This is a genomic window from Kribbella sindirgiensis, from assembly GCF_004331435.1.
Classification (GTDB): Bacteria; Actinomycetota; Actinomycetes; order Propionibacteriales; family Kribbellaceae; genus Kribbella; species Kribbella sindirgiensis.
On the sequence record NZ_SJKA01000016.1, the window covers coordinates 58,840 to 81,041 of the forward strand.

At 70.0% G+C, this 22,202-nt stretch carries 18 protein-coding genes; 9 read left to right on the forward strand and 9 right to left on the reverse strand.

Features of this window, described 5'->3' with window-relative positions; genetic code table 11:
• The first annotated feature begins 529 nt into the window (after positions 1 to 529).
• The 3 genes from E0H50_RS33370 (at position 530) to E0H50_RS33380 (ending at position 1,937) form a co-directional block, all read left to right on the forward strand.
• Positions 530 to 1,306 (forward strand): GNAT family N-acetyltransferase, encoded by a 777-nt coding sequence (locus tag E0H50_RS33370; protein WP_131294987.1) that lies wholly within the window; start codon positions 530 to 532, stop codon positions 1,304 to 1,306.
• A gap of 1 nt (position 1,307) precedes the next feature.
• Complete coding sequence (infA, locus tag E0H50_RS33375) at positions 1,308 to 1,532, forward strand: translation initiation factor IF-1 (RefSeq protein ID WP_131294988.1); 225 nt, start codon at positions 1,308 to 1,310, stop codon at positions 1,530 to 1,532.
• A 69-nt stretch (positions 1,533 to 1,601) separates the two neighbouring features.
• The gene (locus tag E0H50_RS33380) at positions 1,602 to 1,937 is read left to right on the forward strand and encodes a hypothetical protein (protein ID WP_131294989.1); all 336 of its coding nucleotides are present in this window, start codon (positions 1,602 to 1,604) and stop codon (positions 1,935 to 1,937) included.
• Positions 1,938 to 2,150: 213 nt separating this feature from the next.
• Here the strand turns inward: E0H50_RS33380 and E0H50_RS33385 are convergent, their stop codons facing one another.
• On the reverse strand, positions 2,151 to 4,277 hold the full coding sequence (locus E0H50_RS33385; RefSeq protein ID WP_131294990.1) for a transglycosylase domain-containing protein: 2,127 nt from the start codon (positions 4,275 to 4,277) through the stop codon (positions 2,151 to 2,153).
• A gap of 21 nt (positions 4,278 to 4,298) precedes the next feature.
• Positions 4,299 to 9,806 carry an ATP-binding protein gene (locus E0H50_RS33390; RefSeq protein WP_131294991.1) on the reverse strand — a complete coding sequence of 1,836 codons (5,508 nt, stop codon included), beginning with the start codon at positions 9,804 to 9,806 and terminating at the stop codon, positions 4,299 to 4,301.
• Positions 9,807 to 10,000: 194 nt separating this feature from the next.
• On the opposite strand from E0H50_RS33390, the gene E0H50_RS33395 reads away from it, so the two are divergent.
• Positions 10,001 to 11,380, forward strand: a complete 1,380-nt coding sequence (locus E0H50_RS33395) for an FAD-binding oxidoreductase (protein WP_238151542.1) — start codon at positions 10,001 to 10,003, stop codon at positions 11,378 to 11,380.
• On the opposite strand, the gene E0H50_RS33400 is transcribed toward E0H50_RS33395, so the two are convergent.
• Positions 11,323 to 12,198: an NAD-dependent epimerase/dehydratase family protein gene (locus tag E0H50_RS33400; protein WP_131294993.1), complete on the reverse strand. Its 876-nt coding sequence runs from the start codon at positions 12,196 to 12,198 to the stop codon at positions 11,323 to 11,325. The two genes, E0H50_RS33395 and E0H50_RS33400, sit on opposite strands and share 58 nt — an antisense overlap.
• 32 nt (positions 12,199 to 12,230) lie before the next feature.
• Between E0H50_RS33400 and E0H50_RS33405 the strand changes: the two genes are divergently transcribed.
• Both E0H50_RS33405 and E0H50_RS33410 read left to right on the forward strand, forming a co-directional pair.
• Entirely contained in the window at positions 12,231 to 13,394 is a 1,164-nt protein-coding gene (locus E0H50_RS33405; protein WP_202868443.1) for a pyridoxal phosphate-dependent aminotransferase, read from the forward strand.
• Complete coding sequence (locus E0H50_RS33410) at positions 13,391 to 14,122, forward strand: alanyl-tRNA editing protein (RefSeq protein WP_131294994.1); 732 nt, start codon at positions 13,391 to 13,393, stop codon at positions 14,120 to 14,122. The genes E0H50_RS33405 and E0H50_RS33410 overlap by 4 nt, the downstream gene beginning before the upstream one ends.
• 3 nt (positions 14,123 to 14,125) lie before the next feature.
• Here E0H50_RS33410 and E0H50_RS33415 read toward each other — a convergent pair whose 3' ends face one another.
• Positions 14,126 to 14,512 carry a DUF5997 family protein gene (locus E0H50_RS33415; RefSeq protein ID WP_131294995.1) on the reverse strand — a complete coding sequence of 129 codons (387 nt, stop codon included), beginning with the start codon at positions 14,510 to 14,512 and terminating at the stop codon, positions 14,126 to 14,128.
• 33 nt (positions 14,513 to 14,545) lie between these two features.
• On the opposite strand from E0H50_RS33415, the gene E0H50_RS33420 reads away from it, so the two are divergent.
• Both E0H50_RS33420 and E0H50_RS33425 read left to right on the forward strand, forming a co-directional pair.
• Positions 14,546 to 15,208 (forward strand): LysR family substrate-binding domain-containing protein, encoded by a 663-nt coding sequence (locus tag E0H50_RS33420; RefSeq protein ID WP_131294996.1) that lies wholly within the window; start codon positions 14,546 to 14,548, stop codon positions 15,206 to 15,208.
• A gap of 325 nt (positions 15,209 to 15,533) precedes the next feature.
• On the forward strand, positions 15,534 to 16,049 hold the full coding sequence (locus E0H50_RS33425; protein ID WP_131294997.1) for a VOC family protein: 516 nt from the start codon (positions 15,534 to 15,536) through the stop codon (positions 16,047 to 16,049).
• A gap of 196 nt (positions 16,050 to 16,245) precedes the next feature.
• On the opposite strand, the gene E0H50_RS33430 is transcribed toward E0H50_RS33425, so the two are convergent.
• Positions 16,246 to 18,192 (reverse strand): GMC family oxidoreductase, encoded by a 1,947-nt coding sequence (locus E0H50_RS33430; RefSeq protein ID WP_202868444.1) that lies wholly within the window; start codon positions 18,190 to 18,192, stop codon positions 16,246 to 16,248.
• A gap of 66 nt (positions 18,193 to 18,258) precedes the next feature.
• Here E0H50_RS33430 and E0H50_RS33435 point away from each other — a divergent pair, with 66 nt between their 5' ends.
• A complete protein-coding gene (locus E0H50_RS33435) occupies positions 18,259 to 19,356 on the forward strand; it encodes an aldo/keto reductase (protein ID WP_131294999.1) in 1,098 nt (365 codons plus the stop codon).
• Here E0H50_RS33435 and E0H50_RS33440 read toward each other — a convergent pair.
• From E0H50_RS33440 to E0H50_RS33455, 4 genes are all read right to left on the reverse strand, one after another.
• Positions 19,343 to 19,927, reverse strand: coding sequence for a TetR/AcrR family transcriptional regulator (locus E0H50_RS33440; protein WP_131295000.1), 585 nt, complete (start codon positions 19,925 to 19,927; stop codon positions 19,343 to 19,345). The two genes, E0H50_RS33435 and E0H50_RS33440, sit on opposite strands and share 14 nt — an antisense overlap.
• 22 nt (positions 19,928 to 19,949) lie before the next feature.
• On the reverse strand, positions 19,950 to 20,324 hold the full coding sequence (locus E0H50_RS33445; protein ID WP_131295001.1) for a DoxX family protein: 375 nt from the start codon (positions 20,322 to 20,324) through the stop codon (positions 19,950 to 19,952).
• An 82-nt stretch (positions 20,325 to 20,406) separates the two neighbouring features.
• Positions 20,407 to 20,934, reverse strand: coding sequence for a chloramphenicol phosphotransferase CPT (gene cpt, locus E0H50_RS33450; RefSeq protein WP_202868445.1), 528 nt, complete (start codon positions 20,932 to 20,934; stop codon positions 20,407 to 20,409).
• Positions 20,931 to 22,178: an MFS transporter gene (locus tag E0H50_RS33455; protein WP_131295002.1), complete on the reverse strand. Its 1,248-nt coding sequence runs from the start codon at positions 22,176 to 22,178 to the stop codon at positions 20,931 to 20,933. The genes cpt and E0H50_RS33455 overlap by 4 nt, the downstream gene beginning before the upstream one ends.
• Between the last annotated feature and the right edge of the window lie 24 nt (positions 22,179 to 22,202).

Genomic DNA, 22,202 nt, shown 5'->3' on the forward strand with positions numbered 1-22,202 from the left:
CCACTCCAACCTCCGAGCAGAAGACCGGCTCTCCCCTCATGGGGGTTCTCTGCTCATACACGAGGGGAGAACCCTGTACGCGAGGGGTTACCCGGCTCTCCTGCTCGATGTGTGGGCGGTGGCTGGTATGCGGAGGGCAGGGTCGGGGTTCGCGGGGGCTTGAACAGGTTATTGGGTATCTCCTGTCACCAGTTCCTGTCCGTGGCCACCAGTTCCTGTCTCCCCTGATCGGGCTGTGTTCTGAACGGGCGGAAACCCTCCCCACACACCTCAGCCCGCTCCACCCCACACACGGCAACCGCTCAGAAACCCACGACTCGCCGGACACCGGCACCTGCGGTACCCCGTAAATGCCTGGGCGGGCCGGCAACCGGACTGATACCGTGCCGTGGTCCGTGACATTCGCGCTTGGAGGTGAGGCCCCGATGAACGCTGTAGCGCTGTGGGTGCTCCCCTCCCCGTGGTCACGGGCGGGCGATTGACGTAGGTGTCGTCGGGAGCGCCACGAGACTCCCGAAAGGAAACACCTATGCACACTGTGCGTTTCACGATCTCTCGTGTTGCCGACAACCAATGGCACGCGATCGAGAACGATCTGGTCGTCGGCCGCGGTCATGCGACGCGGCGGCTCGACGGGCGGACCTTCCTCAGCATCGACACCTGGCGTGATGCCGTCTTCCACCGGCTCGCCGCCGCCATGGTGGCCGACCAGCCCCACGACCAGGTCCAGTACACAGTGGTCGACGAGACCGACCGTGACCTGCTGACCAATTGGGTACTCGCGGGATTCGCGACCTGGCGCCGTGAAGCCGAGTTCGCCGTACCCACCGGACCTTCCCGTGCGACTGTGCGATCGGGGCCGTCGGGGGTGGTCATCACGACCGCCGACGAGGCACCGCTGCGTGAGCTGGACCGGGCGATTCGCGGCGAGGTCGAAGCCGCTGCCGGCTGGCACACGATGCCCCCGGAGGTGCTGCCCTGGCAGGGCGGCACGAGACCGATCGATCCGTCGCAGTACACGATCGCCGTCCGGGATGGCCGGTACGTCGGACTGGTCCGGGTCGCCACGATGACCCGGCGCCCACGCATCGGGCTGGTCGCCGTACTCGCGGCCGAGCAACGGCACGGCATCGGCCGAGCGCTGCTCGATCACGTGCTGGACGGTCTGCACGGCTGCGGATTCGAAGCCGCCACGGCGGAGGTCGACGAGACCAACACTGCCGCGCTGGCGCTGTTCGAGGGGCTCGGCGCGCGCCGTACGGGCACCACTCTGGAATTGATCCGCCGGCCGGGAAAGGCGGTCTGACATGCCCAGAGCAGCAGGCGGTATCGAGGTCGAGGGCATCGTCGTCGAGTGTCTCCGGAACGCCAGCTTCCGGGTCGAACTCAGCAACGGCCACAAGGTCCTCGCCCACATCAGCGGCAAGATCCGCAAGAACTACATCAAGATCGTCCTCGAGGACCGCGTCCTGGTCGAACTCAGCCCGTACGACCTGGACCGGGGCCGGATCATCTTCCGCTACCGGAACTGACTCGTCGCACACACCACCTCACCCGATCAAGACTAGAACATCTGTTCGAAGACGCGGTAATCTGAACCCATGCTTGGTCGGTTCACGGTTCGCCCGTCCGACGACGGATCCAACAGGTTCGGCGTCTGGGACGGTGCGGTCAACGGGTGGCGCGCAACAGGTATCGACGACGAGCGGAAGGCCCGGGAGCTGGCAGCCGATCTCGACGTGCAGTACGACGCCCACGGGCCGCGTGCGGCGGACGCCGTACGGCACGTCGATCCTTCCCAGCGGGTGCAGCGCGCGACCTGGTCGACCGGTGAGCTGGACGTCTGGATCCGCGACAACGGCGTCTGGCTGGGCCGGTTCCGGGACCAGGACGGCGAGATCGTCTGGGTCCCGGGATCGGACCTCAGACCCCTCTAGCGTCGTGCGCCGCGAGTTCGCGTCGTAAGTCGATCCTGATGCGATCGCAGCTCAACCAACAGCCTCCGCAGCCCCCCAAACCGGTTTGGGGAGGTCCGTGGACGGAACCGGGGAGTGCTACAGCCCATTTCGGGAGGGTAAACCTCCCCAAAGCACCTCGCACAGTCTTTGCTTCGGGCGTGGGCTCAGCACACGAACGTCCGGCTCGGGACACTAACGGGGCTTGGGCTTGGGCTTCGGATCGGGTTTCTTCTCGGGGTCGGCCGGCTTCGGGTTCGGGTCGCCGATCAGCTTCTTCGGCGGTGCGACGAACCGTTCGACCGGGAGGCCGCGGAGGGCGCCCTGCATCGCGGTCTGCCAGAGCGGGCCGGCGGTACCGGAGCCGGTCGGGTCGGCGATGTCCTTACCGTCCAGGGTGTGCCGGTACATCAGGTTGGTGTACGGCAGGTTCGCGTCCGCGACCACCGAGGCCGCGGCCAGGTTCGGCGTGTAACCGGCGTACCAGACGGCCAGGTTGTCCTGGATCGTTCCGGTCTTGCCGGCCATGTCGCGGGTGCCGAAGCGCAGCCGGCCGCCGGTCCCGCCCGGCATCATCACCGCGCTCAGCACCCGGTTCACGCCGTCCGCGACCGCCCGCGGGAGGACCTGCTTGCAGTTGAAGCCGGGACCGGGGATCGGACGCCCCGCCTTGTCCCGCACCGATGTGACGACCAGCGTCTCGCAGTACTTCCCGCGCGCCGCGAACGTCGCGTAGGCGTTCGACAGCATCAGCGGCGTCACGTACCCGACCCCGAGCGTCATCGAGATCACCTGGTCGAGCGGCTTCAGCGTCTGCGCGTTGTACATCCCGAGCTTGGCCGCGATCGTCGCGATCGAGCACAGCCCGGTCCGCTGCGACAGCTGCAGGAAGTAGGTGTTGGTCGAGTACCGCGCGGCCTCGACCATCGTCACGTTGCCGCCGCGCGTCGAGTTCTGCGGCTGGTACGTCGGGTCGCGCGTCCAGCCCTTGCAGGTCCGGAACTTCTTGGTGCGCAGGTCGATCTGCTCCGGCGAGTTGATCCGGGTGTCCATCGGGATGCCCTTGGACAGCGCGGCCGCGATCGTGAACGCCTTCATCGTCGAGCCGTTCTGGAACCCGCCGTACCCGCCGGCGTACGACTTCTCGACGTTGTAGTTGTAGTTCGTGTGGAAGCTCCCGTTGCCGTACGGGCGGCTCTGCACCATCGCCTTCACCAGGCCGGTGCCGGGCTCGACGATGCTGATCGCGGCGATCGCGGAGTCGGTGCGCTTGGTGTGCGCGTCGATCGACGCCTGCGCCGCGGCCTGGATCTTCGGGTCGATCGAGGTCCGGATCAGCAGGCCGCCGGTCTTCAGGTAGTGGTCGCGGTCCTTGACGGTCGCACCGAGTGCCGGGTTGGCGAGCAGCTTGGAGACCACGTAGTCGCAGTAGAACGGGTACCGCGAGTTGGCGCACCCGTTCGGCACCGGCTCGACCTTCGCCAGGTCGATCACCGGCGTCCGCAGCGCCCGGTTCGCCTGTCCCACCGTGATCACGCCGAGTTCGAGCATCCGCTTGATCACCACGTCCCGGCGGGCCTTGGAACGGGTGAGGTCGTTGGTCGGGTCGTAGCCCGACGGGTTCTTCACCAGTCCGGCCAGCAGCGCGGCCTGCGGGAGCGTGAGCTTGTCGGCGGTGGTCCGGAAGTAGTGCTGGGCCGCGGTCTGGATGCCGTACGTGCCGTCGCCGAAGTTCGCCAGGTTCAGGTACCGCTCGAGGATCTCGTCCTTGGACAGCTCGCTCTCGACCGCGATCGCGTACCGCAGCTCGGCGATTTTGCGTTCGTACGAGACCTCGGTGGCCTGCTGCCGCTCGGCCGCGGTCCGCGCCTTCTCGACCAGGCTCATCTTCACGTACTGCTGGGTGATGCTCGACCCGCCCTGCTGCACCTCACCCTCGGTCTGGTTGCGCACCATCGCGCGCAGCGTGCCCTTCAGGTCGAGCGCGCCGTGGTCGTAGAACCGGGAGTCCTCGATCGCCACGATCGCCTTGCGCATGATCGGGCTGACCGTGGACAACGGCACCGGCACCCGGTTCTGCTCGTACAGGGTCGCGAGCAGGGTGCCGTCCGCGGCCAGGATGCGGCTGCGAACGGCCACCGGATCGATCTCGAGTTCCCGCGGCAAGCTCTGAACGGAGTCCGCGACCTCAGCTGCGCCACGCCCGGCGAAGCCGGCGAACGGGACCGCGAGCCCCGCCGCCAGCGCACCAGAAAGCGCGCTCACGCCGATGAACGTGATCAACGACCGAGCCCAACTGCGACCGCCCCTGTCGGTACGCACCCGTCCAGGGTAGGCGAGAGATCAAACTCCCGGTACCCCGGAATTGATTGCCTCGATCAACTTCGGCCGCAGTTCCCGGGCATTGATCACGGCGTCGACGGACCCGACCTCGCGGGCCCGCTCGATACTGTGCACCCGGTCGAACTCGGTCGCGACCTCGCCCAGTTTCTCTGCCCGTACGACGGTTCGGACGTCCGCGAGCTCCGTGGCCAGTGCCGCCCGCTCCGCGCCGGCGGCCTCGCCGACCCGCTCGGCCAGTGCCGCGACCCGCGGGTCCGCGGCGGTCCGCGCGTCCACTTCGGCCGCGAACACCACCGCGGCGGCCGGCGCGCCGCCGAGCACCGAGGCGAACGATCCCTCCACCGCGAGCACCGTCATCGACGGGTTCAGCGACTTCGAGAACACCACGAACGCGCCGCCGTGGTACCGCGAGACGACGCAGAACACGATCGGCCCGCGGAAGTTCACGATCGCGCGCCCGATCTCGGCGCCGTACTCGAGTTGCAGGTTCCGCATCGAGTCCGGTGATCCGTCGAACCCGGACAGGTTCGCCAGCACGACCAGCGGCCGGTTCCCGCTGGCCGAGTTGATCGCCCGCGCGACCTTCTTCGACGACCGCGGGAACAGCGTGCCCGCGGTGTACGTGTCCGGACCGTCGGTGGGCGGGAAACCGCGCCGCGGCACCGAGCGCGACTCGATCCCGACCAGGCAGACCGGGAACCCGCCGAGCCGCGCGTCCTGCACGACCGCGGTGTCGGCGTCGGCCATCCCGGCCCAGCGCTCCAGCACCGGGTGGTCCTGGTCGGTGACGGCCCGCATCAACGTGCGGATGTCGAACGCCTTCTTCCGGTCCGGGTTCGTCGCCGCCGAGAAGATCTCGCCGATCGTCTTGAAGTCGCTGCCCTCGACGTCGTGCGGGTACGGCGTCACGTCCCGGTCGGCCGGGTCGTTCGTGACCGCCCGCCGGGGACCGCTCTCCCCCGCCGCGACGTACGTGTGGTCGTAGTGCGTCATCAGCACGTCGCGGGCGCCCTTCAGGTCCGGGGCCCAGTACTGCGCCTGCCCGTTCGGGCCCATCACCCGGTCGTAACCGCCGATGCCGAAGTTGTCCTCGGCCGAGACGCTGCCGGAGAAGTCCAGCGTCTGCTTGCCGGTCAGCACCATCGCGCTGTCCGGCGTCATCACCAGGATGCCCTTGGTGTGCATCAGCATGGTCGCCTCGGCGTTCCAGTACGGCTGCGCGCCGACGTTGATGCCCGCGACCACGACGTTGATCTCGCCGCCGGCCTGGGTGAACTCGACGATCCGCTTCAGCGCCTTCGCGACCCAGTCCATGTTCTCGGTGCCGGAGTCCATCGAGATCCGGGCGCCGGCCGACAGCGAGTACCACTCGACCGGCACTGACATTTGCTCGGCCAGGTCAAGTGCCGCGATGATCCGCGAGCACTCCGCCTCGGCGACCGCGCCGAGCGCCATGGTCGGGTCGCCGCTCATCGCGACCCGGGTGACGCCCTCGGGGTACCGGGTCGTCGGCGTGGTGACGATGCCGACGATGATGCCGGCCTTGTTCAGGCCCTTCGCCCGGTCCACCGGGACCAGACGGCCGCCGTCGTCGAGGTCGTGCTCGACGAACGAGCCGCCCTGGCCGGCGACCATACCGCTGACCTCGTACGGGTAGATCGTGTTCCGCCGCCGGGACCGCTGCACCTTCTGCGCGTAGTCGTCGAGCGGCAGCAACCGCCCGGTCGGCGGCTGCTCGATCGACGTGACGACGCCGGCGCCGTGCTGGTAGTAGAACCGCGCGGCGACCGGGTTGACCGAGCCGTCCGGCGCCGCGACGTCGCCCTGGACCAGAACCTCCTCGATCCCGGCGCCCGCGGTCATCGGGGCGATGTTGCGCTGCAGCGCGGTCACCTCGTCGACCTGGACGTCGACCACCGGCCAGATCTGCACCCAGACGTGGTTCATGTCGAGCTTCGCGCCCGCCGCACCGCGCGCGGAGCGGGCCCGGCGGATCGCCTCGAGGCAGTTCGAGATCGCGCGCTCCGCGTGCGGCAGCGACGTGACCTGCCCGTCCTCGTCCCGGACCACGGCGAACTGGCGGACCTGTGCCAGCGCGACCAGCCGCCGGTCCGCCTCGTTGTCGCGGGCGACGCAGTAGTAGAGCAGTACGTCTTCCGGCGCGTCGAGGCGGGTGATGCGGAAGTCGCGCAGCCGCCAGAGGTTCAGGCGGCGGCCGACCATCGGGTGGACGCCGCGGACGTTGTCGTCCTCGGCCATCGATCCGCCGGCCGGGCGGTACGTGAAGTACGAGACCGGCCGTCCCTGTCCCGGCGCGATGGCGACCGAGATCCGGCGTACCCGCTGGGCGACCGGCAGGTCGGCGACCATCCGGCGGTACAGGTCCGAGGCGTCCTGCTGTGAGTCGGGCAGGTCCGGGCCGTACAGGTAGAGCTCGACGACGGCCTCGTGGCCCGCCGTCCGGGCCTCGATCCGATCGGTCAGCGCGCGCACCAGGCCGCTGTCGCGATCGGCCAGCTCGGCGACCGTGCCGACCGTCGTGACCAGGTGGCTCGGGCGGTCGTCGATCGAGTAGTCGGCGGTCGCGAACGGCCGTCCGTCGACGGCGAACGCGCGCAGGTCGTGCAGCTCGTACTCGCGGTAGTGCCGCCGGACGAGCACCTCGAGCATCGGCTCGCGCTCCCCCCAGCCGCCCTCCAGCCGCTGGGCGAGGAACCGGACGATCGGCTCGGGGATCGCGGCCAGCGCGTCGATCCGCCGCTGCCGCTCCGGCGAGTCCGGGAGCGTCGCCAGGTCGGCGACCTCGTCCCCGACGCCCGCGATGATCGACGCCCGCTCGGCGTCGACCTGCGGCTGGTCGAACCACCGGAACCGCACGCTCCGGGCCAGGTCGCCCACGACCGGGAACCGCAGCTGCGTGGCCAGCACCAGCCGGTCCAGCAGCTCGTGCACGCACTCGTCCAGCGGCGCCTCCGGCAGCGGCTCGGCGATCCACCGCTGCAGCACGGACGTCACCAGCAGTACGTCGGGACTCGACCGCTGCTGCGCCAGGAAGATCCGGAAGACCGCCTCCTCCAGCTCGGGGCTCCGCTCCAGACCGGTCACCCCGTAGTGGCTCAGCACCCGGGTCAACCGGGCCTGGAACTCGCCCGGCAGGCCGCCGCGATCCGGGTCCAGGCTCTGCAGGTACGTGTAGAAGTACTCGCGCGGGCTGTGCACCCGGTTCTCGAGCGTGGTGTCCGTCCCGGCCGGCCGGTTGCGGCTCAGCTCGGCGAAGTCCGCGAACACCGTCAGCAGCTCGATCTCCGGACCGATCGGCGGCCCGGAGCGCTGGTGGGCGAGCTCGGACCGGGCGGCGAGGTAGTCGGCCAGCATGCCGCCCTCGTCCTGCGGGTCGATGTCGAACCCGAGCAGCATGCTCCGCAGGTCGTCCAGCCCGCGCTCCAGCCGCTCGGCCGCGGACTTCTCCCCGCTCCCGTTCGGCAGATCCAGCTGTACGCCGTTCTGCACCGGAGCAGCAACCTCCGCGGTCTCGTCCGCGACGGGCTCCAGCCGGAGCAGGGGCGCGCCCGTCTCCACCTGGCTGCCCGTGGAGACCAGCAGTTCGCGAACGGTCGCCTTGAACGGCGCGTACAGCACCGTCTCCATCTTCATGCTCTCGAGCACCAGCACCGGGGCGCCGGCCTCGATCTCGGCGCCGGTCTGCACCGGCGTCGCCACCACGAGCGCCGGAGCGGGCGAACGCAGTACGCCGCCCTCGTCGCGACTCACGCGGTGGGTGACGCCGTCGACCTCGACGAGATGCACCGGGCCATGGGTCGCGGTCACCAGGCGGAACCGTTGCCCGCCGACGACCAGTCGGCTCGTGTACTCGTCGAGCCGCTCCAGCTCGGCGTCCACGACTTTCAGCTGCCCGTTGCCGACCCCGACCCGGAACCGCTCGGGCCCGATCCGCGCCACGGTGACCTGGTAGCTCGCGCCGCGCAGCTTCAGGTCGATCGCGCGACCGACCTCGTGCTGCACCTGCGGGCGGCCGCCGTGCGCGGTCTCGTACAACCGGGTGCGCTCGACCTGCTCGGCGTCCTCGTACCCCTCGATCGCGGCCGCGACCAGGGCGATGCCGGAGTGCCGGTGCGAGACCAGGCGGCCCTCACCGCGGACCCGGTCGATCCAGCCGGTGTCGGCGCTGCCGTCGATCACCTCGGGCTGGTCGAGCAGCTCGAGGATGAAGCTCTTGTTGGTCGCGCCGCCCTCGATCAGCACGGTCGTGGCCTGCATCGCGCGCCGCAGCCGCGCGAGCGCCTCCTCGCGGGTCCGTCCGTACCCGATGATCTTCGCGATCATCGAGTCGAAGTCCGCCGGGATGCTGTCGCCGGCGCTGACACCGGTGTCGACCCGGATGCCGGGGCCGGCGGGCAGGTCGAGGACGGCGATCCGCCCGGGCGACGGCGCGAAGTCCCGGTCCGGGTCCTCGGCGTTCAGGCGGGCCTCGACCGCGTGCCCGCTCTCGACCGGCCGCACGCCGTCCAGCCGGCCGCCGGACGCGACGTGCAACTGGGCCTTCACCAGGTCGAACCCGGTGGTCAGCTCGGTGATCGGGTGCTCGACCTGCAGCCGGGTGTTGACCTCGAGGAACGCGAACGACTTCTCCCCCGGGTGGTACAGGAACTCGACCGTCGCGGCGCCCCGGTACCCGACCGCGATCGCCAGCCGCTCGGCCGACGCCTTCAGGTCGTCGACCTGGGACGCCGACAGCAGCGGCGACGCGGACTCCTCGATCACCTTCTGGTTGCGGCGCTGCACCGAGCAGTCCCGGACGCCGAGCGCCCACGCCGTACCCTCGCCGTCCGCGATCACCTGGACCTCGACGTGCCGCGCGCCGGTGACGAGGCGCTCCAGGAACACCACGCCGCTGCCGAACGCACGGGCCGCCTCGTCACTGGTCCGCGCGTACGCCTCGGACAGCTCGTCGGCGGAACGGACCACCCGGATGCCGCGGCCACCGCCGCCGGCCGTTGCCTTGAGCATCAACGGGTACCCGATCCGCTCGGCCGCCGCGAGCGCCGCGTCCAGCGACTCGACCGCTCCGCGGCTCCACGGCGCGACCGGTACGCCGACCTCCTCGGCGATCAGCTTCGAGCCGATCTTGTCGCCGAGCTTGCGCATCGCCTCGGCCGACGGGCCGATGAAGGTCACGCCGATCCGGTCGCACAGCTCCGCGAACGCCGGGTCCTCGGCGACGAAGCCCCAGCCGACCCAGGCGGCGTCCGCCCCGGTCTCGCGGAGCGCCCGCTCCAGGACCTCCAGGTCCAGGTACGGCCGGGCCGACGCCGGCCCGAGCGGGTACGTGATGTCCGCCGCACGCACGAAGGTCGCCGTCCGCTCGCCGTCGGTGAACAAGGCCACGGTCTCGATCGGGTCACCGCCTTCGGCGTTGACTTCGCGGACCGCGTTGATGAGCCGCATCGCGGCTTCACCCCGGTTCACTATTGCGATACGCTTGAACATCGACCGCCTCCGTGTCTCACCCTGAGCTGTGCGGACAGACCTCTCCCCTGGATCGCAGCGGACAGGTGTCGCTGGCACAGGCTTTCAGCCCAGGGCCGTTACCGTCGAGTCGGCCCCCCGATCAGGCGTGTTTCCACCCTGACCCCAGGGTGTGGAAACCTCCAGGGCAGGGCTTCTGGGAGGGGATGAAGGACGTGACCGACGCGTTGATCGACCGGCTGCGGGGCGAGGTCGCCGGACCGGTGCTGGCACCGGGTGACAAGGGGTACGACGAGGAACTGGCCGGGTTCAACCTGGCCGTGACGCACACGCCGGACGTGGTGGTCGGGCTGATGTCCGAGGACGACGCCGTCGCGGTGGTCCGCGCTGCGGCCGAGACCGGTACGCCGGTCCGCGTGCTCGCGACCGGCCACGGCATCCCGAACCCGATGCAGGGCGGGATCGTGGTGACCACGCGGCGGATGACCGGCGTGAGCGTGGACGCCGACGAACAGGTCGCGCACATCACCGCGGGCACCCAATGGGCCGAGGTGATCGCGGCCGCCGCACCGTACGGGCTGGCGCCGATCACCGGCGCGTCCGACGCGGTCGGCTGCATCGGGTACACCCTCGGCGGCGGCCTCGGCCCGCTCGCCCGGACGTACGGCTTCTCGTCCGACTGGGCGCGGGCGTTCCGCGTCGTGACGGCGGCCGGTGACGTGGTGACCGCGAGCGAGACCGAGCACCCGGACCTGTTCTGGGCGTTGCGCGGCGGCAAGGGCGGTTTCGGCATCGTCACCGCGATGGACTTCGGGCTGGTCGAACTGCGCACCCTGTACGGCGGTTCGGTGTTCTTCGACGCCGAACACATCGCGTCCGCGCTGACCAGCTGGGCCGAGTGGACGCGGTCGCTGCCGGAGAGCGCGAACTCGTCGGTCGTGATCCTGCGGTTGCCGCCGCTCGAGTTCATCCCCGAACCGCTGCGCGGCAAGACCGTACTGAGCGTGCGGTTCGCGTACGTCGGTGACGCGGCCGACGGCAAGCGGCTCTTCCAGCCGATCCGCGACGCCGGCCCGACGCTGATCGACGCCGTCGGCGAGATGCCGGCGAGCGACATCGCGCTGATCCACAACGACCCGAAGGACCCGACCCCGTCGTGGGACCGCGGGATGCTGCTGGACGAACTGGACGCGGAGTTCGTCGCGGCGTTCCTGGAGGTGGCCGGCCCGGAGCAGCAGATCCCGCTGGTCGCGGTCGAGCTCCGGTACCTCGGCGGCGCGACGGAACGCGACGTCCCCGAAGGCAGCGCGGTCGGCGGCCGCAGCGGGGCGTGCACGCTGACGCTGATCGGCGTACCGGATCCGAACCTGTTCGACAAGGTGCTTCCGGCAACGGTCGACGGGATCCTCGGGCGGCTCGAGCCGTGGGTGTGCGAGGAGACCACGGTGAACTTCGCCGGCGGTTTCGCGCTCCCGGGGTCGTACGAGAAGTCGTGGCCGGCCGACACGTTCGCGCGGCTGGCCGAGGTACGGGCGGCCTACGACCCGGACTCGCTCTTCCCGTTCGGGCCCCGCCAGGAGAACTCCGGCTCGTAACCGAGCAGGCGGCGCGCCTTCTCGATCGACAGCAGCGTCTCGTTCGGGCCGAACGGGTGCTTCACGGGTACGCCGGGGAACACCTCGGCGAGGAGCTCCTCGTTCGGCCGGGACATCACCGTGTCGGCGTTCGCGACGATGAAGACGTCCGTCCCGGTCACGCCGTACTCGAGTGCCTTGCGGACGGCCTGCGCGCCGTCGCGCGCGTCGATGTAGCCCCAGAGGTTCCACTTGCGGGCGTGCGCGTCCGCGTCGAACGCCGGGAACCGCGCGTAGTCCTCGGGGTACATCACGTTGGAGAAGCGGAGCCCGATCAGCTTCAGGTCCGGATGCCACCGACAGAGCTGGCGGGCCAGCTCCTCCTCGAGCGTCTTGACCAGCGAGTACGTGCTGTTCGGCCGCGGCGGATAGTCCTCGTCGACCGGCACGTACGGCGGGAACTCGTCGAACGGCAGGCCGAGCACGGTCTCGCTCGACGCCCACACGATGTTCCGGACACCGGCCCGCAGCGCGGCGGAGAACACGTTGTAGGTGACGGTCATGTTGTTGTGGAACGTCGCCGCGTTCGGCCGCAGGCCAGGCGCCGGGATCGCGGCCAGATGCACCACCGCGTCGACGCCGTCGTGCCGGTCGTCGATCCCGGCGATCGCCTCGTAGGTCTGGCCGAAATCGGTCAGATCCAGCCGCGTCGACGTGACGTCCGCCCGCGCCGGTGCGGCCTGGTCGAGCGCGACCACTTCCCACCCGTGGTCCGCCAGATGATCGACGACGGCCTTGCCCAGCTTTCCGCTGCTTCCGGTAACCGCTACCCGTGCCACGTAGCAATCCTCGCAGAACTAGGGTGGTTGCCGTGAAACTTGCTCAACGGATGGACCGCTTGGGGACCGAATCGGCGTTCGAGGTGCTCGCGAAGGCGAAGGCCCTGGAGGCCCAGGGCCGCGAGATCGTGCATCTCGAGATCGGCGAACCGGACTTCGACACGCCGCCGCACGTGATCGCGGCCGCGCAGCAGGCCCTGGACAAGGGCTACACGCACTACGTGCCGGCGCCCGGTATCCCCGAGCTGCGGACCGCGGTCGCGGACTTCCTCGACCGCACCGGCCGGCTGCGCACGACACCCGACCGGGTGCTGATCACGCCGGGCGCGAAGCCGATCATGTTCTTCACGATCCTCGCGCTCTGCGAGGAGGGCGACGAGGTCCTCTACCCGGACCCCGGGTTCCCGATGTACGCGTCGATCGCGGCGTTCGCCGGCGCGCAGCCGGTGCCGGTGCCGCTGCGCGAGGAGAACGGGTTCGTCATCGACCCCGCCGAGCTGCGCTCGCTGGTCACCGAGCGAACCAAGCTGCTGATCCTCAACTCACCGCACAACCCGTGCGGCAGCGCCTCCACGCCCGAGCAGCTGGCCGAGATCGGCGAGATCGCGATCGAGCACGACCTGGTCGTGCTCAGCGACGAGGTCTACTGGGCGCTGCGGTACGACGGGGAGCACCACAGCGTGCTCGACCTGGACGGGATGGCGTCGCGGACCGTCCTCCTCGACGGCTGGTCGAAGACGTTCGCGATGACGGGTTGGCGGCTGGGCTTCGGGGTGTTCCCGGAGCCGCTGGTGGAGCCGGTGACGCGGCTGATGATCAACTCGGTGTCGTGTACGTCGGCGTTCAGCCAGCACGCCGCGATCGCCGCCCTCGAAGGGCCGTGGGACGACGTCGACCGGATGCTCGAGGCGTTCCGCGAACGGCGCGAGGTGATCGTCTCCGGGCTGAACGCCGTACCGGGCGTCTCGTGTGTGGAACCGGGCGGCGCGTTCTACGCCTTCCCGAACATCAGCGAACTCGGCGTATCGGCGGCGACCCTGTCGGACCGGTTGCTGGACGAGGCCGGGGTCGCCTGCCTGCCCGGTACGTCGTTCGGCGCGTACGGCGAGGGCCACCTGCGCTTCTCGTACGCGAACTCGGTCGAGAACATCCGCCACGCCCTCGACGCCTTCACCGACCTGGTGCAGCGGTCATGAGCGAGCAGCACGGGCACACGCATCGGCTCGATCTCGACGACGCCTCGGTGCGGGAGTGGGACGCGACGGTCGTCGGCGTGGATCCGGAGCGCGGGATCGTGCTCGACCGGTCCGCGTTCTACCCGGGCGGCGGCGGGCAGCCGCCGGACCAGGGCGTGCTGCTGTGGGGCGGCGTCCGGACCCGGATCGTTGGGACGACCAAGGGCGACGACCTGTACCTGACGCCGCACGAGGGCGACCCGGTGCCGCCGGCCGGGACCGCGGTCCGCGGTGCGCTCGACGACGAACGGCGTACGCAGCTGATGCGGACGCACTCCGGGCTGCATGTGCTGACCGGCGTGGTGTTCCGCGACTTCGGCGCGCTCGTCACCGGCGGGAACATGGAGCCGCTGTCGGCGCGGATGGACTTCGATCTGGCCGACGTACCGCCGGACTTCAAGGACCGGGTCGCCGAGGCGGTCAACGCGGAGATCCGCACCGACCGCCGGATCACCGTGAGCAACCTGCCGCGCGACGAGGCGTTCGCGATCCCGGACATCATCCGGACCGCGACCAATCTGCTCCCGCCGGACATCGAGGTCGTCCGGATCGTCGACATCGCCGGCCTCGACACCCAGGCCGACGGCGGCACGCACGTCGCGTCCACCGCGCTGATCGGGCGGATGGAGGTCGTGAAGATGGAGAGCAAGGGCAGAGGCTTCCGGCGCCTCCGCGTCCGGATCACCTGACGACTACCGGCGCGGCTTCTTCTTCTGCTCGGCCTCTTGCCGGCGGACCTCCGCCAGGGTGGCGCGTTCGTGCTCGAGCCAGTCCGGGTTCTCGTCGCGGATGGCCTCGATGTCCTCGGTGGTCAGCGCCTCGGTGATCCCGGCCCGGGCCAGGCCGCTGATCGACACACCGAGCCGGGCCGCCACGACCGAGCGCGGGTGCGGCCCGTTCCGGCGGAGTTCGCGGAGCCACTCCGGCGGGTCCGCCTGCAGCGCGTCGAGTTCCTCGCGCGAGACCACGCCGTCCTGGAACTCCGCGGGCGTCGCCTGGAGGTACACCTCAAGCTTCTTCGCCGCCGTCGCGGGCTTCATGGTCTGCGTAGTTTTCTGGGGAGACTTACGCGCTGTCATGGCAGCAGCGTAACGCCCGGTAACCTCAGAACCGTGACCGGATTCCGGCTGGGCTGCGTCCCCGGCGTAACCCCCGCCAAATGGGTTCGGATCTGGACGGAGCGACTCCCCCGCGTCCCGCTCGAACTCGTCCAGGTCTCCGCCGCCGAGGCCCCCGATCTGGTACGCCGTGCCGAGGTCGACGCCGTCCTCCTGCGCCTCCCGATCGACCGCACCGGATTGCACGCGATCCCGCTGTACGTCGAGCAGACCGTGGTCGTCGTACCCAAGGACCACCTGATGACGGCGGCCGAGGAGGTCACCGTCGACGACCTCGCCGACGAGCTGATGCTGTACCCGCAGGACGACGTACTGGATTGGGACCGACCGCCGGGGCGGCTGATCGACGAACGCCCGGCGCAGACCGGCGACGCGATCGAGCTGGTTGCCATGGGCACCGGGCTGCTGGTGGTACCGCAGTCGCTGGCCCGGCTACACCACCGCAAGGACCTGACCTACCGCCCGCTGACCGGCGTACCGGAGTCGCAGGTCGCACTCAGCTGGCCCGAGGACGAGACCACCGAACTGGTCGAACACTTCATCGGCATCGTCCGCGGCCGCACCGCGAACAGCACCCGCGGACCGGCGACCCCGAAGAAGGTCGCCAAGAAGCCCCGCCCAACCACGCCGCAGAAGAAACCCCGCCGCCGCCGCTAACACCCGCCTTCCGCCCCTCCGCCCCTCCGCCCCTCCGCCCGAGGAACGGATAACCGGCTCTTCTGCCGTAGGTGTGGGGAGTTGCGGGGGCTTGAGACAGGTTGTGGTGGGCGGGGACCTGGTATTTCTTGTCCGCGCGTCCCAGATCCTGTCTCCCGTCCCCGGCGGTCTGTCGGTGTGGTCCCCAGGCTGGGGACTGCTGCGCACCTGCAAAGACCTGCCGGACTCCCCAACTCCAGGCCTGGCCGCGCGGGCTCGGCTCGCCGTCCGGCGTTGGTGGGCGCGGGCACTGGTGTTCAGTTGAGCTTTCAACTATTATGGGTGTATGGCGATCTTCCGGTTGAACCACGCGGTCCTGTACGTGCGCGACGTCGCGGCGAGCGTCGCGTTCTACCGAGACGTCCTCGGCTTCGGGTACACCGAGACCGGCGACGCCATCCCCGGCGCGGCGTTCCTGCGGGCGCCCGGGTCGAGCAACGACCACGACCTCGGCCTGTTCCAGATCGGGCCGCAGGCGGGCCCGTCGGGCGCCGGACGGACGACGGTCGGGCTCTACCACCTCGCGTGGGAGGTGGACACCCTCGGCGATCTCGAGGACCTGGCCGGCGCGCTGAGCGAGCACGACGCCCTGGTCGGCGCCTCCGACCACGGGACCACGAAGTCGCTCTACGGCAAGGACCCCGACGGGCTCGAGTTCGAGATCGTCTGGATCATCCCGGCCGACCTTCTCACCGACGACGACCGCAACAAGACCGGCATCTCCCGCCTCGACCTCCCCGCCGAAATCACCAAGTACGGCCGCGAGGCCCGCAGCGGCGTAGGCATCTCCCGCGTCGCCTGATCGAGCGCCGGCGCGAAGGGTGCTTTGGGGAGTTCTACCCTCCCGAAACGGGCAGTAGCACTCCCCAGTCCCGTCCACCAACCTCCCCAAAGTGGTTTGGGGAGGTTGGTGGACGGGACTGGGGATCCGGGCAGGTTCGTGGCGGGCTCGGGCGGACGACGGCATGTACGTGGAGGTCTACGTCGTTACGGCACCTTCAGCCACGCACGAGGTGGTCTGCGATCCGGAGGGCTCCGGCGAGGACGGTGAGGACGGGGTTGACGCCGCCGTTGGTGACGTGGACGGAGGCGTCGGTGATCCAGACGTTGTCGTGACCCCAGACCTGGCCGTGGGGGTTGGTGACCGATCGGGCCGGGTCGTCGCCCATCCGGCACGTCCCGGCCTGGTGCTGGCCGGTGCTGGCGGAGCCGACGGTGCCGATCTGGCCGACGGACGTGCGGATCGCGCCTGCTTCCTCGAGCCAGGCCTTGGCCTTGGCGCTCATGAAGTGGTGGGCCCGGAGGTCCTCAGGATGGATCGACCCGCTCGTCACCACCACCGGATTGCCGAACCGGTCGACGACGGACGGATCGACGCGGACGCGTGAGTCCGCCGACGTGACCTCCTGGATCGGGCCGACCACCCGGAGCATCCGCCGCACCTCGCGCCGCATCGCCCGCACGCTCTCCGCACCGGCCGCCGGAATCAGCCCGGCCCCGGTCAGGTAGTCGTACACCGACGCGGGCGTCGGCACGAACTCGTTCGCGAGCATGCCGCCGCCGACGATCCCGGCGTTCCCGTGCCGGAAGTCGCAGGTCGCGATCGAGACGCCGGGCCCGACGAGATCGACCACCTCGTCCTCGAACAGCCCGACCGCACCGGCGTAGACATGCGCCTGCAGATGCCGCCCGACCTGATCCCGGTTGTTGCCGATCCCGTGCGGCTCGCCGTCGTGCGCACTGTTCAGCAGCAGCCGTGGCGTCTCCGAAGCACCTGCCGCGACCACGACCTCGTCACAGGAAACGGTCCGGCGCCAGATCCCGCCGTACCCGTCGCTCGCGACCAGCGCGACGCCGACGACCCGGCCGGTCGGATCGGTGACGAGTCGCTCGGCTGTCGTCTCGGTGACCAGCGTGCAGTTCCCGGTCGCGAGCGCGGCGGGCAGTGCGGTGTTGTGCGTACCGCCCTTCGCCTCCACCGGGCACGCGAACCCCACGCACAGGCCGCACCGCACGCACCCGGAGCGCCCTTGGTAGTCGACCGAGTTGATCAGCAGCGGTACGTCGAGAGTTCCCCAACCGAGCCGCTCGGCGGCTCCCGCCAACAGGTCGGCCGGCCCTGTCCGCGGCAGCGGCGGCATCGGCAGCGGGATCGACCGTGGCCCGTGCCACGGGTCCAATCCACCGCCACTCACCCCGAATCGTTGCTCCGCCAGCGAGTAGTAGGGCTCCAGTTCGTCGTACGAGATCGGCCAGTCAGCGAGCGCGCTTCCCTCCGGTACGCCGTACGTCGTGGCCATCCGGAAGTCCTGCGGTACGAACCGCCACGCCTGCGCGCCGTACACCCGCGTGCCGCCGCCGACCGTGAACGCGTTGTTCCCCCAACCACCGTCCGGGGGCAGCACCTCGCTCCGCACACCGTCCACCACCGACACCCGCGGCCGCCCCGCCGGGTCCGGATCCGTCACCGCCGGCAGACCCGCCACCGATCGCGGGTTGCGCAGGTGATCGCGCGCCAACGACTCCGTCGACGGGTAGCTGCCCAGCTCGACGACCAGCACCGACCGCCCCGACTCCGCCAGCACCTGAGCCGCCGCACCCCCACCAGCACCCGAGCCGACGACCAATACGTCGTACTGCTCTCCCAGCTCGTCCCGAGGCGTCACCCGCAACTCGGTGTGCACCGGCGCAATCTCCGCACTCCGCCACCCGACCGACTCCCAGCTCGCCGGCTCCGCGTAGTACCCCTGCGCGATCAACCGCACCAACCAGGCCCGGTCCGCATCTCCCGAGCCCGCCAGCGCACGCTCGATCCGTCTGGCCCAGTCCGGCCGATCCTCGGTCAGCACCCGCTCGACAAACGGCGTCGCCGCCCATCCCTCCCCCGGCAGCACGTACTCCGCCAACCGCTCCAGCTCACTCCGCTGCTCCTCAGACAAGCGCACGCCCAAATCCTTTCACGCCCATACTTTGTACTTGCCGGTCCATTTTTCCCGAGCAACGCTGTCGGCATGGCACTTGACGACTACTACCTGCTCGGGCGATCGGGGCTGCGCGTCAGCCGGCTCGCCCTGGGCACCATGAACTTCGGGCAGTCCGGTTTCCACGCGCCGTACGGCAAGACCGAGGACGAGGCCCGGGCGATCTTCCGGACCTATGTCGAGGCCGGCGGCAACTTCATCGACACCGCCGACTTCTACACCGCGGGTGAGAGTGAACGGATCCTCGGCCGGCTGATCGCCGAGGCCGGTCTCCGGGAGCGGATGGTGCTCACCACGAAGGCGACCAACAGCGTCGACTCCGGCGACCCGAACGCGGGCGGCAACAGCCGCAAGCACCTGATCCGCGCGCTGGACGAGTCCCTGCGCCGCCTCGGCACGGACTACGTCGACCTGTTCCTGCTCCACACCTGGGACCGCATCACCCCCGTCGACGAGGTACTGCGAACCCTCGACGACCTCGCCCGCGCAGGCAAGATCAGGTACGCCGGACTGTCCGACGTCCCCGCCTGGTACGCCGCTCGCGCGCAGACTCTCGCCGACGCGCACTCGCTGACCCCGATGGTCAGCCTGCAACTGCCGTACTCGCTGATCGAGCGGACGATCGAGACCGAGCACGTACCGGTCGCGCAGCAACTCGGCCTGGGCGTCACCGCCTGGAGCCCGCTCGGCGGCGGGTTCCTGACCGGGAAGTACCAGCGCGACGATGCCCGGGAGCTGGCCGGCGAAGGCCGTCTGACCGGTGACGGCGCCACCGGTCGGACTTGGACCGACCGGGACTGGGACCTGCTGACGACCGTTCGCGACGTGGCCGAAAAGCTCGGCGTGACGATGGCGCAGGTAGCGGTCAACTGGGCCGCCACGCAACCCGGCGTCGCGTCCGCGATCGTCGGCGCGAGCCGCCCGGAGCAGTTGGAGTCGAGCATCGCGGCGCTCGGTTTCGAGATCCCGGACGAGTTGCGGGCCACGCTCGACCAGGCAAGCGCCGTACCGCCGTCGTCGGTGTACCGGATGTTCACGCCGGAGTACCAGGGCTGGTTGGTCAACCCGGGGGCGAAGGTGGCGGACAAGCCGGTCGGGTACCAACCGTCGGTGCTCAACTGGCGCTGAGGTAGTCCAGACACAGGTCGAGCGCGTACTCCAGATGCGTCGACGTTCCCGACGACATCAGGATCGCGACGCCGCCCTGGATCGCGGCGATGAGGGCGGCCGAGGCGCGGGCGGGATCCACAGCGGCACGGATCTCGCCCGCGGCCTTCATCTCCTCGATGCCGAGCTCGAGCCGGTGCTGCCACTGCGCGAGCAGCTGTGCGGTCACAGCCTGCGCGGCGGGAGTGTGCCGGCCGATCTCGGTGATCAGTACGCCGAGCGGGCAGTGCACGCCCTGCCGCCGGTACTTCTCGACGACCGCGTCCCGCCAGTCGTGCCACGCCTCCCAGCTGGTCAGCTGCCCGAGGTGCGGCTCCTGATCCTCGAGCACCTGCTCGGCCTCGCGCTCGGCGACCGCGAGCAGCAACTGCTCCTTGCCGTCGGGGAAGTAGTGGAAGAGCTGACTCTTGCCCGTCCGGCTGCGCCGGCCGATGTCGTCCAGCTTCACCGAACTGATTCCGCGCTCGCGGATCTCGGCCGCGGCCGCCGCCACGATCCGCTCCCGCGTCGCCGCACCCTTCGCTGTCAGCACGCCCTCAAATGTACCCGCAGGTTCACTTGACGGGTCTGCGGAACCAGGCCACTGCTCCGGCGACCGCCAGGTAGGTCAGCGGGATCGCTGGGGATGCGCCGAACAGGAAGATGTTGGTGGCACTGGCCCCGATCATCAGGGCAACCAGGCCGAGGGCGGCGGGGCGGCAGAGGCGCGGGACCAGGAGGCCGACGGCGCCGGCGAGTTCCAGGACGCCGACGGCGTACCGCAACCACTGGCCGACGCCGATCGCGGCGAACATGTCGACCATCACCGGGTCGCCGGTGAGCTTCGGCAGCGCGGCCATCACGAACAGCGCCGCCAGCAGCGCCTGCACCACCCAGAGCACCACCGTGCCCGCCCGGACCGTCCTGCGCGTCGAGACCGACGTACTCATGACTTCCTCCTTCGTCGTTTGCTGGTACGACGAAGGTCCCGCGAACCGCCCGCAGCAGGCATCCGTGGCGGCTACTGATCCGCTACGGAGTCAGGTAGGTGGCGATCGTCCGGGCGCAGTCGACGGATTCCGCGCGCGAGCTGTCCACCTCGACGTCGTACGTGACGCCCTCGTGGACGACGTACGCCTGCTGCTCGGCCATGCCGCGGGCGCGATCGCCGCGCGCGAGTTCGCGACCCGCTGCGACCTTCGGATCGCAGTGGACGCCGACGAAGAGAGTCTCGAGGTCCCCGGCCGCGTCCAGCCAGCGCTGCTGCGAACCGGCGCCGCCGAGGAACACGTCGTCGACGATCACCCGCCCGCCGGCCCGGCACATCGCCACGATCCCGGCGGTCCAGGCCGCGTCCAGCTCCCGGAACGCGGGCCCGACCGACACCTCGCCGCCGGGCCCGATCTCGATCCCGCCGTCCATCACGGCGGGCAGCGCGTCCACGAAGTCGTCCACACTGAACCCGAGCCAGGGTTCCGGCAGCACCGCCTGCAGACACCGCACGATCCCGGTCTTCCCGGAACTGGACCCACCGTTGATGATGATCAGTCGAGCCTTCACGCCCGCAAGGCTAGGGCCTCGCCTGCCGGGTCCTCGACAGATTTCCGCCGGGCCAGCCCGAGGAACGGCACGGCCAGCACCTGGATCCCCGCCGCCACCAAGTACGCCGGTCCGTACCCCCAGACGTCAGCGGATCGACCGAGCGCCGGCTGGATCACGACTCCACCGGCCGAGCCCAGCAGGCTGTCGCACGACAGTACCGTCGCCCGCTGCGCCGACGGGATGTGACTGTTCAGGTACGCCTGCCGCACCGGCGACATCGCCGCGAACAGCGTGCCCCACACCATCAGCAGCACCAGCGCCACCCCGAACGACGTCACCACACCCATCACCGCGATCACCGTCCCGGACGCGACGATCGCTCCGATCAGGATCCCGATCCGGTCGTGGACCAGCCGGGAGACGTACGACGCGGACGCGCCGCCGGCGATCTGCGCACCCGCGACGATCCCGGCCGACAAGCCGGCGATCGCGTACGAGCCGGTGTGGCCGTACAGCTGCAGCAGATACGGCTGCGCGGCGTAGAAACCGTAGACGCTGACCCCGGCCGTGAACGGCCCGGCCAGCATCACCCAGCGGACCCGCCGGTTCAGCAGCCCGTGCCGGAGCGACGCCCGGACGATCCCGGCCATCTCGCCCCGCACCGACGTCCGCGGTGCAGGAGCGAATCCGATGTCGCGCATCGACCGCCACGCGACCAAGAAGGTGGCCGTCAGCAACAACGCGCGAGCGACGTACGGCGTGCCAAGGTTCGTCAGCTGGGCCAGCACTCCCCCGCCGATCGAGCCGGCCATCATCGCGATCCCGTTCACCACCTGCCCCTTCGCGAACGCCGCGTCCAGCGAACCGTCGTACCCGGTCGCGTGCAGTCCGTCGACGAGCCAGGCCTCGGTCGCGCCGCTGAAGAACGTGAACCCGAGACCGAGCAGCATCGACACCACCGCCCAGAGCACGAACGGCGCGTGTGTCCGCCACAGCACCAGGTAGAGCAGCGTGGTCCCGATCAGGGTGGCCGTGCCGAGGAGGTACGACGTACGCCGCCCGACCGTGTCCGCGACGACACCGGTCGGCACCTCGAACAGCACCATGCCGGCGGTGAAGAACGCGTTCGCGGCGAAGGTCTTCCCGATGCTCAGTCCGGCGTCGAGCAGGAACAGCGTGTTGATGCCCCAGATCATCGACGACGCACCCGTCGACACCGCGACCAGGGTGAGATAGGTCCGCAGTACTCGCTCGGCTGTCATACCCGGTACGTCGGAGCCGCCGTG

What these genes read in the sequence shown, in the direction of transcription:
- E0H50_RS33370 (WP_131294987.1), top strand. Translation starts at nt 530, where the DNA reads ATGCACACTGTGCGTTTCACGATCTCTCGTGTTGCCGACAACCAATGG.
- infA (WP_131294988.1), top strand. Translation starts at nt 1,308, where the DNA reads ATGCCCAGAGCAGCAGGCGGTATCGAGGTCGAGGGCATCGTCGTCGAG.
- E0H50_RS33380 (WP_131294989.1), top strand. Translation starts at nt 1,602, where the DNA reads ATGCTTGGTCGGTTCACGGTTCGCCCGTCCGACGACGGATCCAACAGG.
- E0H50_RS33390 (WP_131294991.1), bottom strand. Translation starts at nt 9,806, where the DNA reads ATGTTCAAGCGTATCGCAATAGTGAACCGGGGTGAAGCCGCGATGCGG.
- E0H50_RS33410 (WP_131294994.1), top strand. Translation starts at nt 13,391, where the DNA reads ATGAGCGAGCAGCACGGGCACACGCATCGGCTCGATCTCGACGACGCC.
- E0H50_RS33415 (WP_131294995.1), bottom strand. Translation starts at nt 14,512, where the DNA reads ATGACAGCGCGTAAGTCTCCCCAGAAAACTACGCAGACCATGAAGCCC.
- E0H50_RS33425 (WP_131294997.1), top strand. Translation starts at nt 15,534, where the DNA reads ATGGCGATCTTCCGGTTGAACCACGCGGTCCTGTACGTGCGCGACGTC.
- E0H50_RS33435 (WP_131294999.1), top strand. Translation starts at nt 18,259, where the DNA reads ATGGCACTTGACGACTACTACCTGCTCGGGCGATCGGGGCTGCGCGTC.
- E0H50_RS33445 (WP_131295001.1), bottom strand. Translation starts at nt 20,324, where the DNA reads ATGAGTACGTCGGTCTCGACGCGCAGGACGGTCCGGGCGGGCACGGTG.
- E0H50_RS33455 (WP_131295002.1), bottom strand. Translation starts at nt 22,178, where the DNA reads ATGACAGCCGAGCGAGTACTGCGGACCTATCTCACCCTGGTCGCGGTG.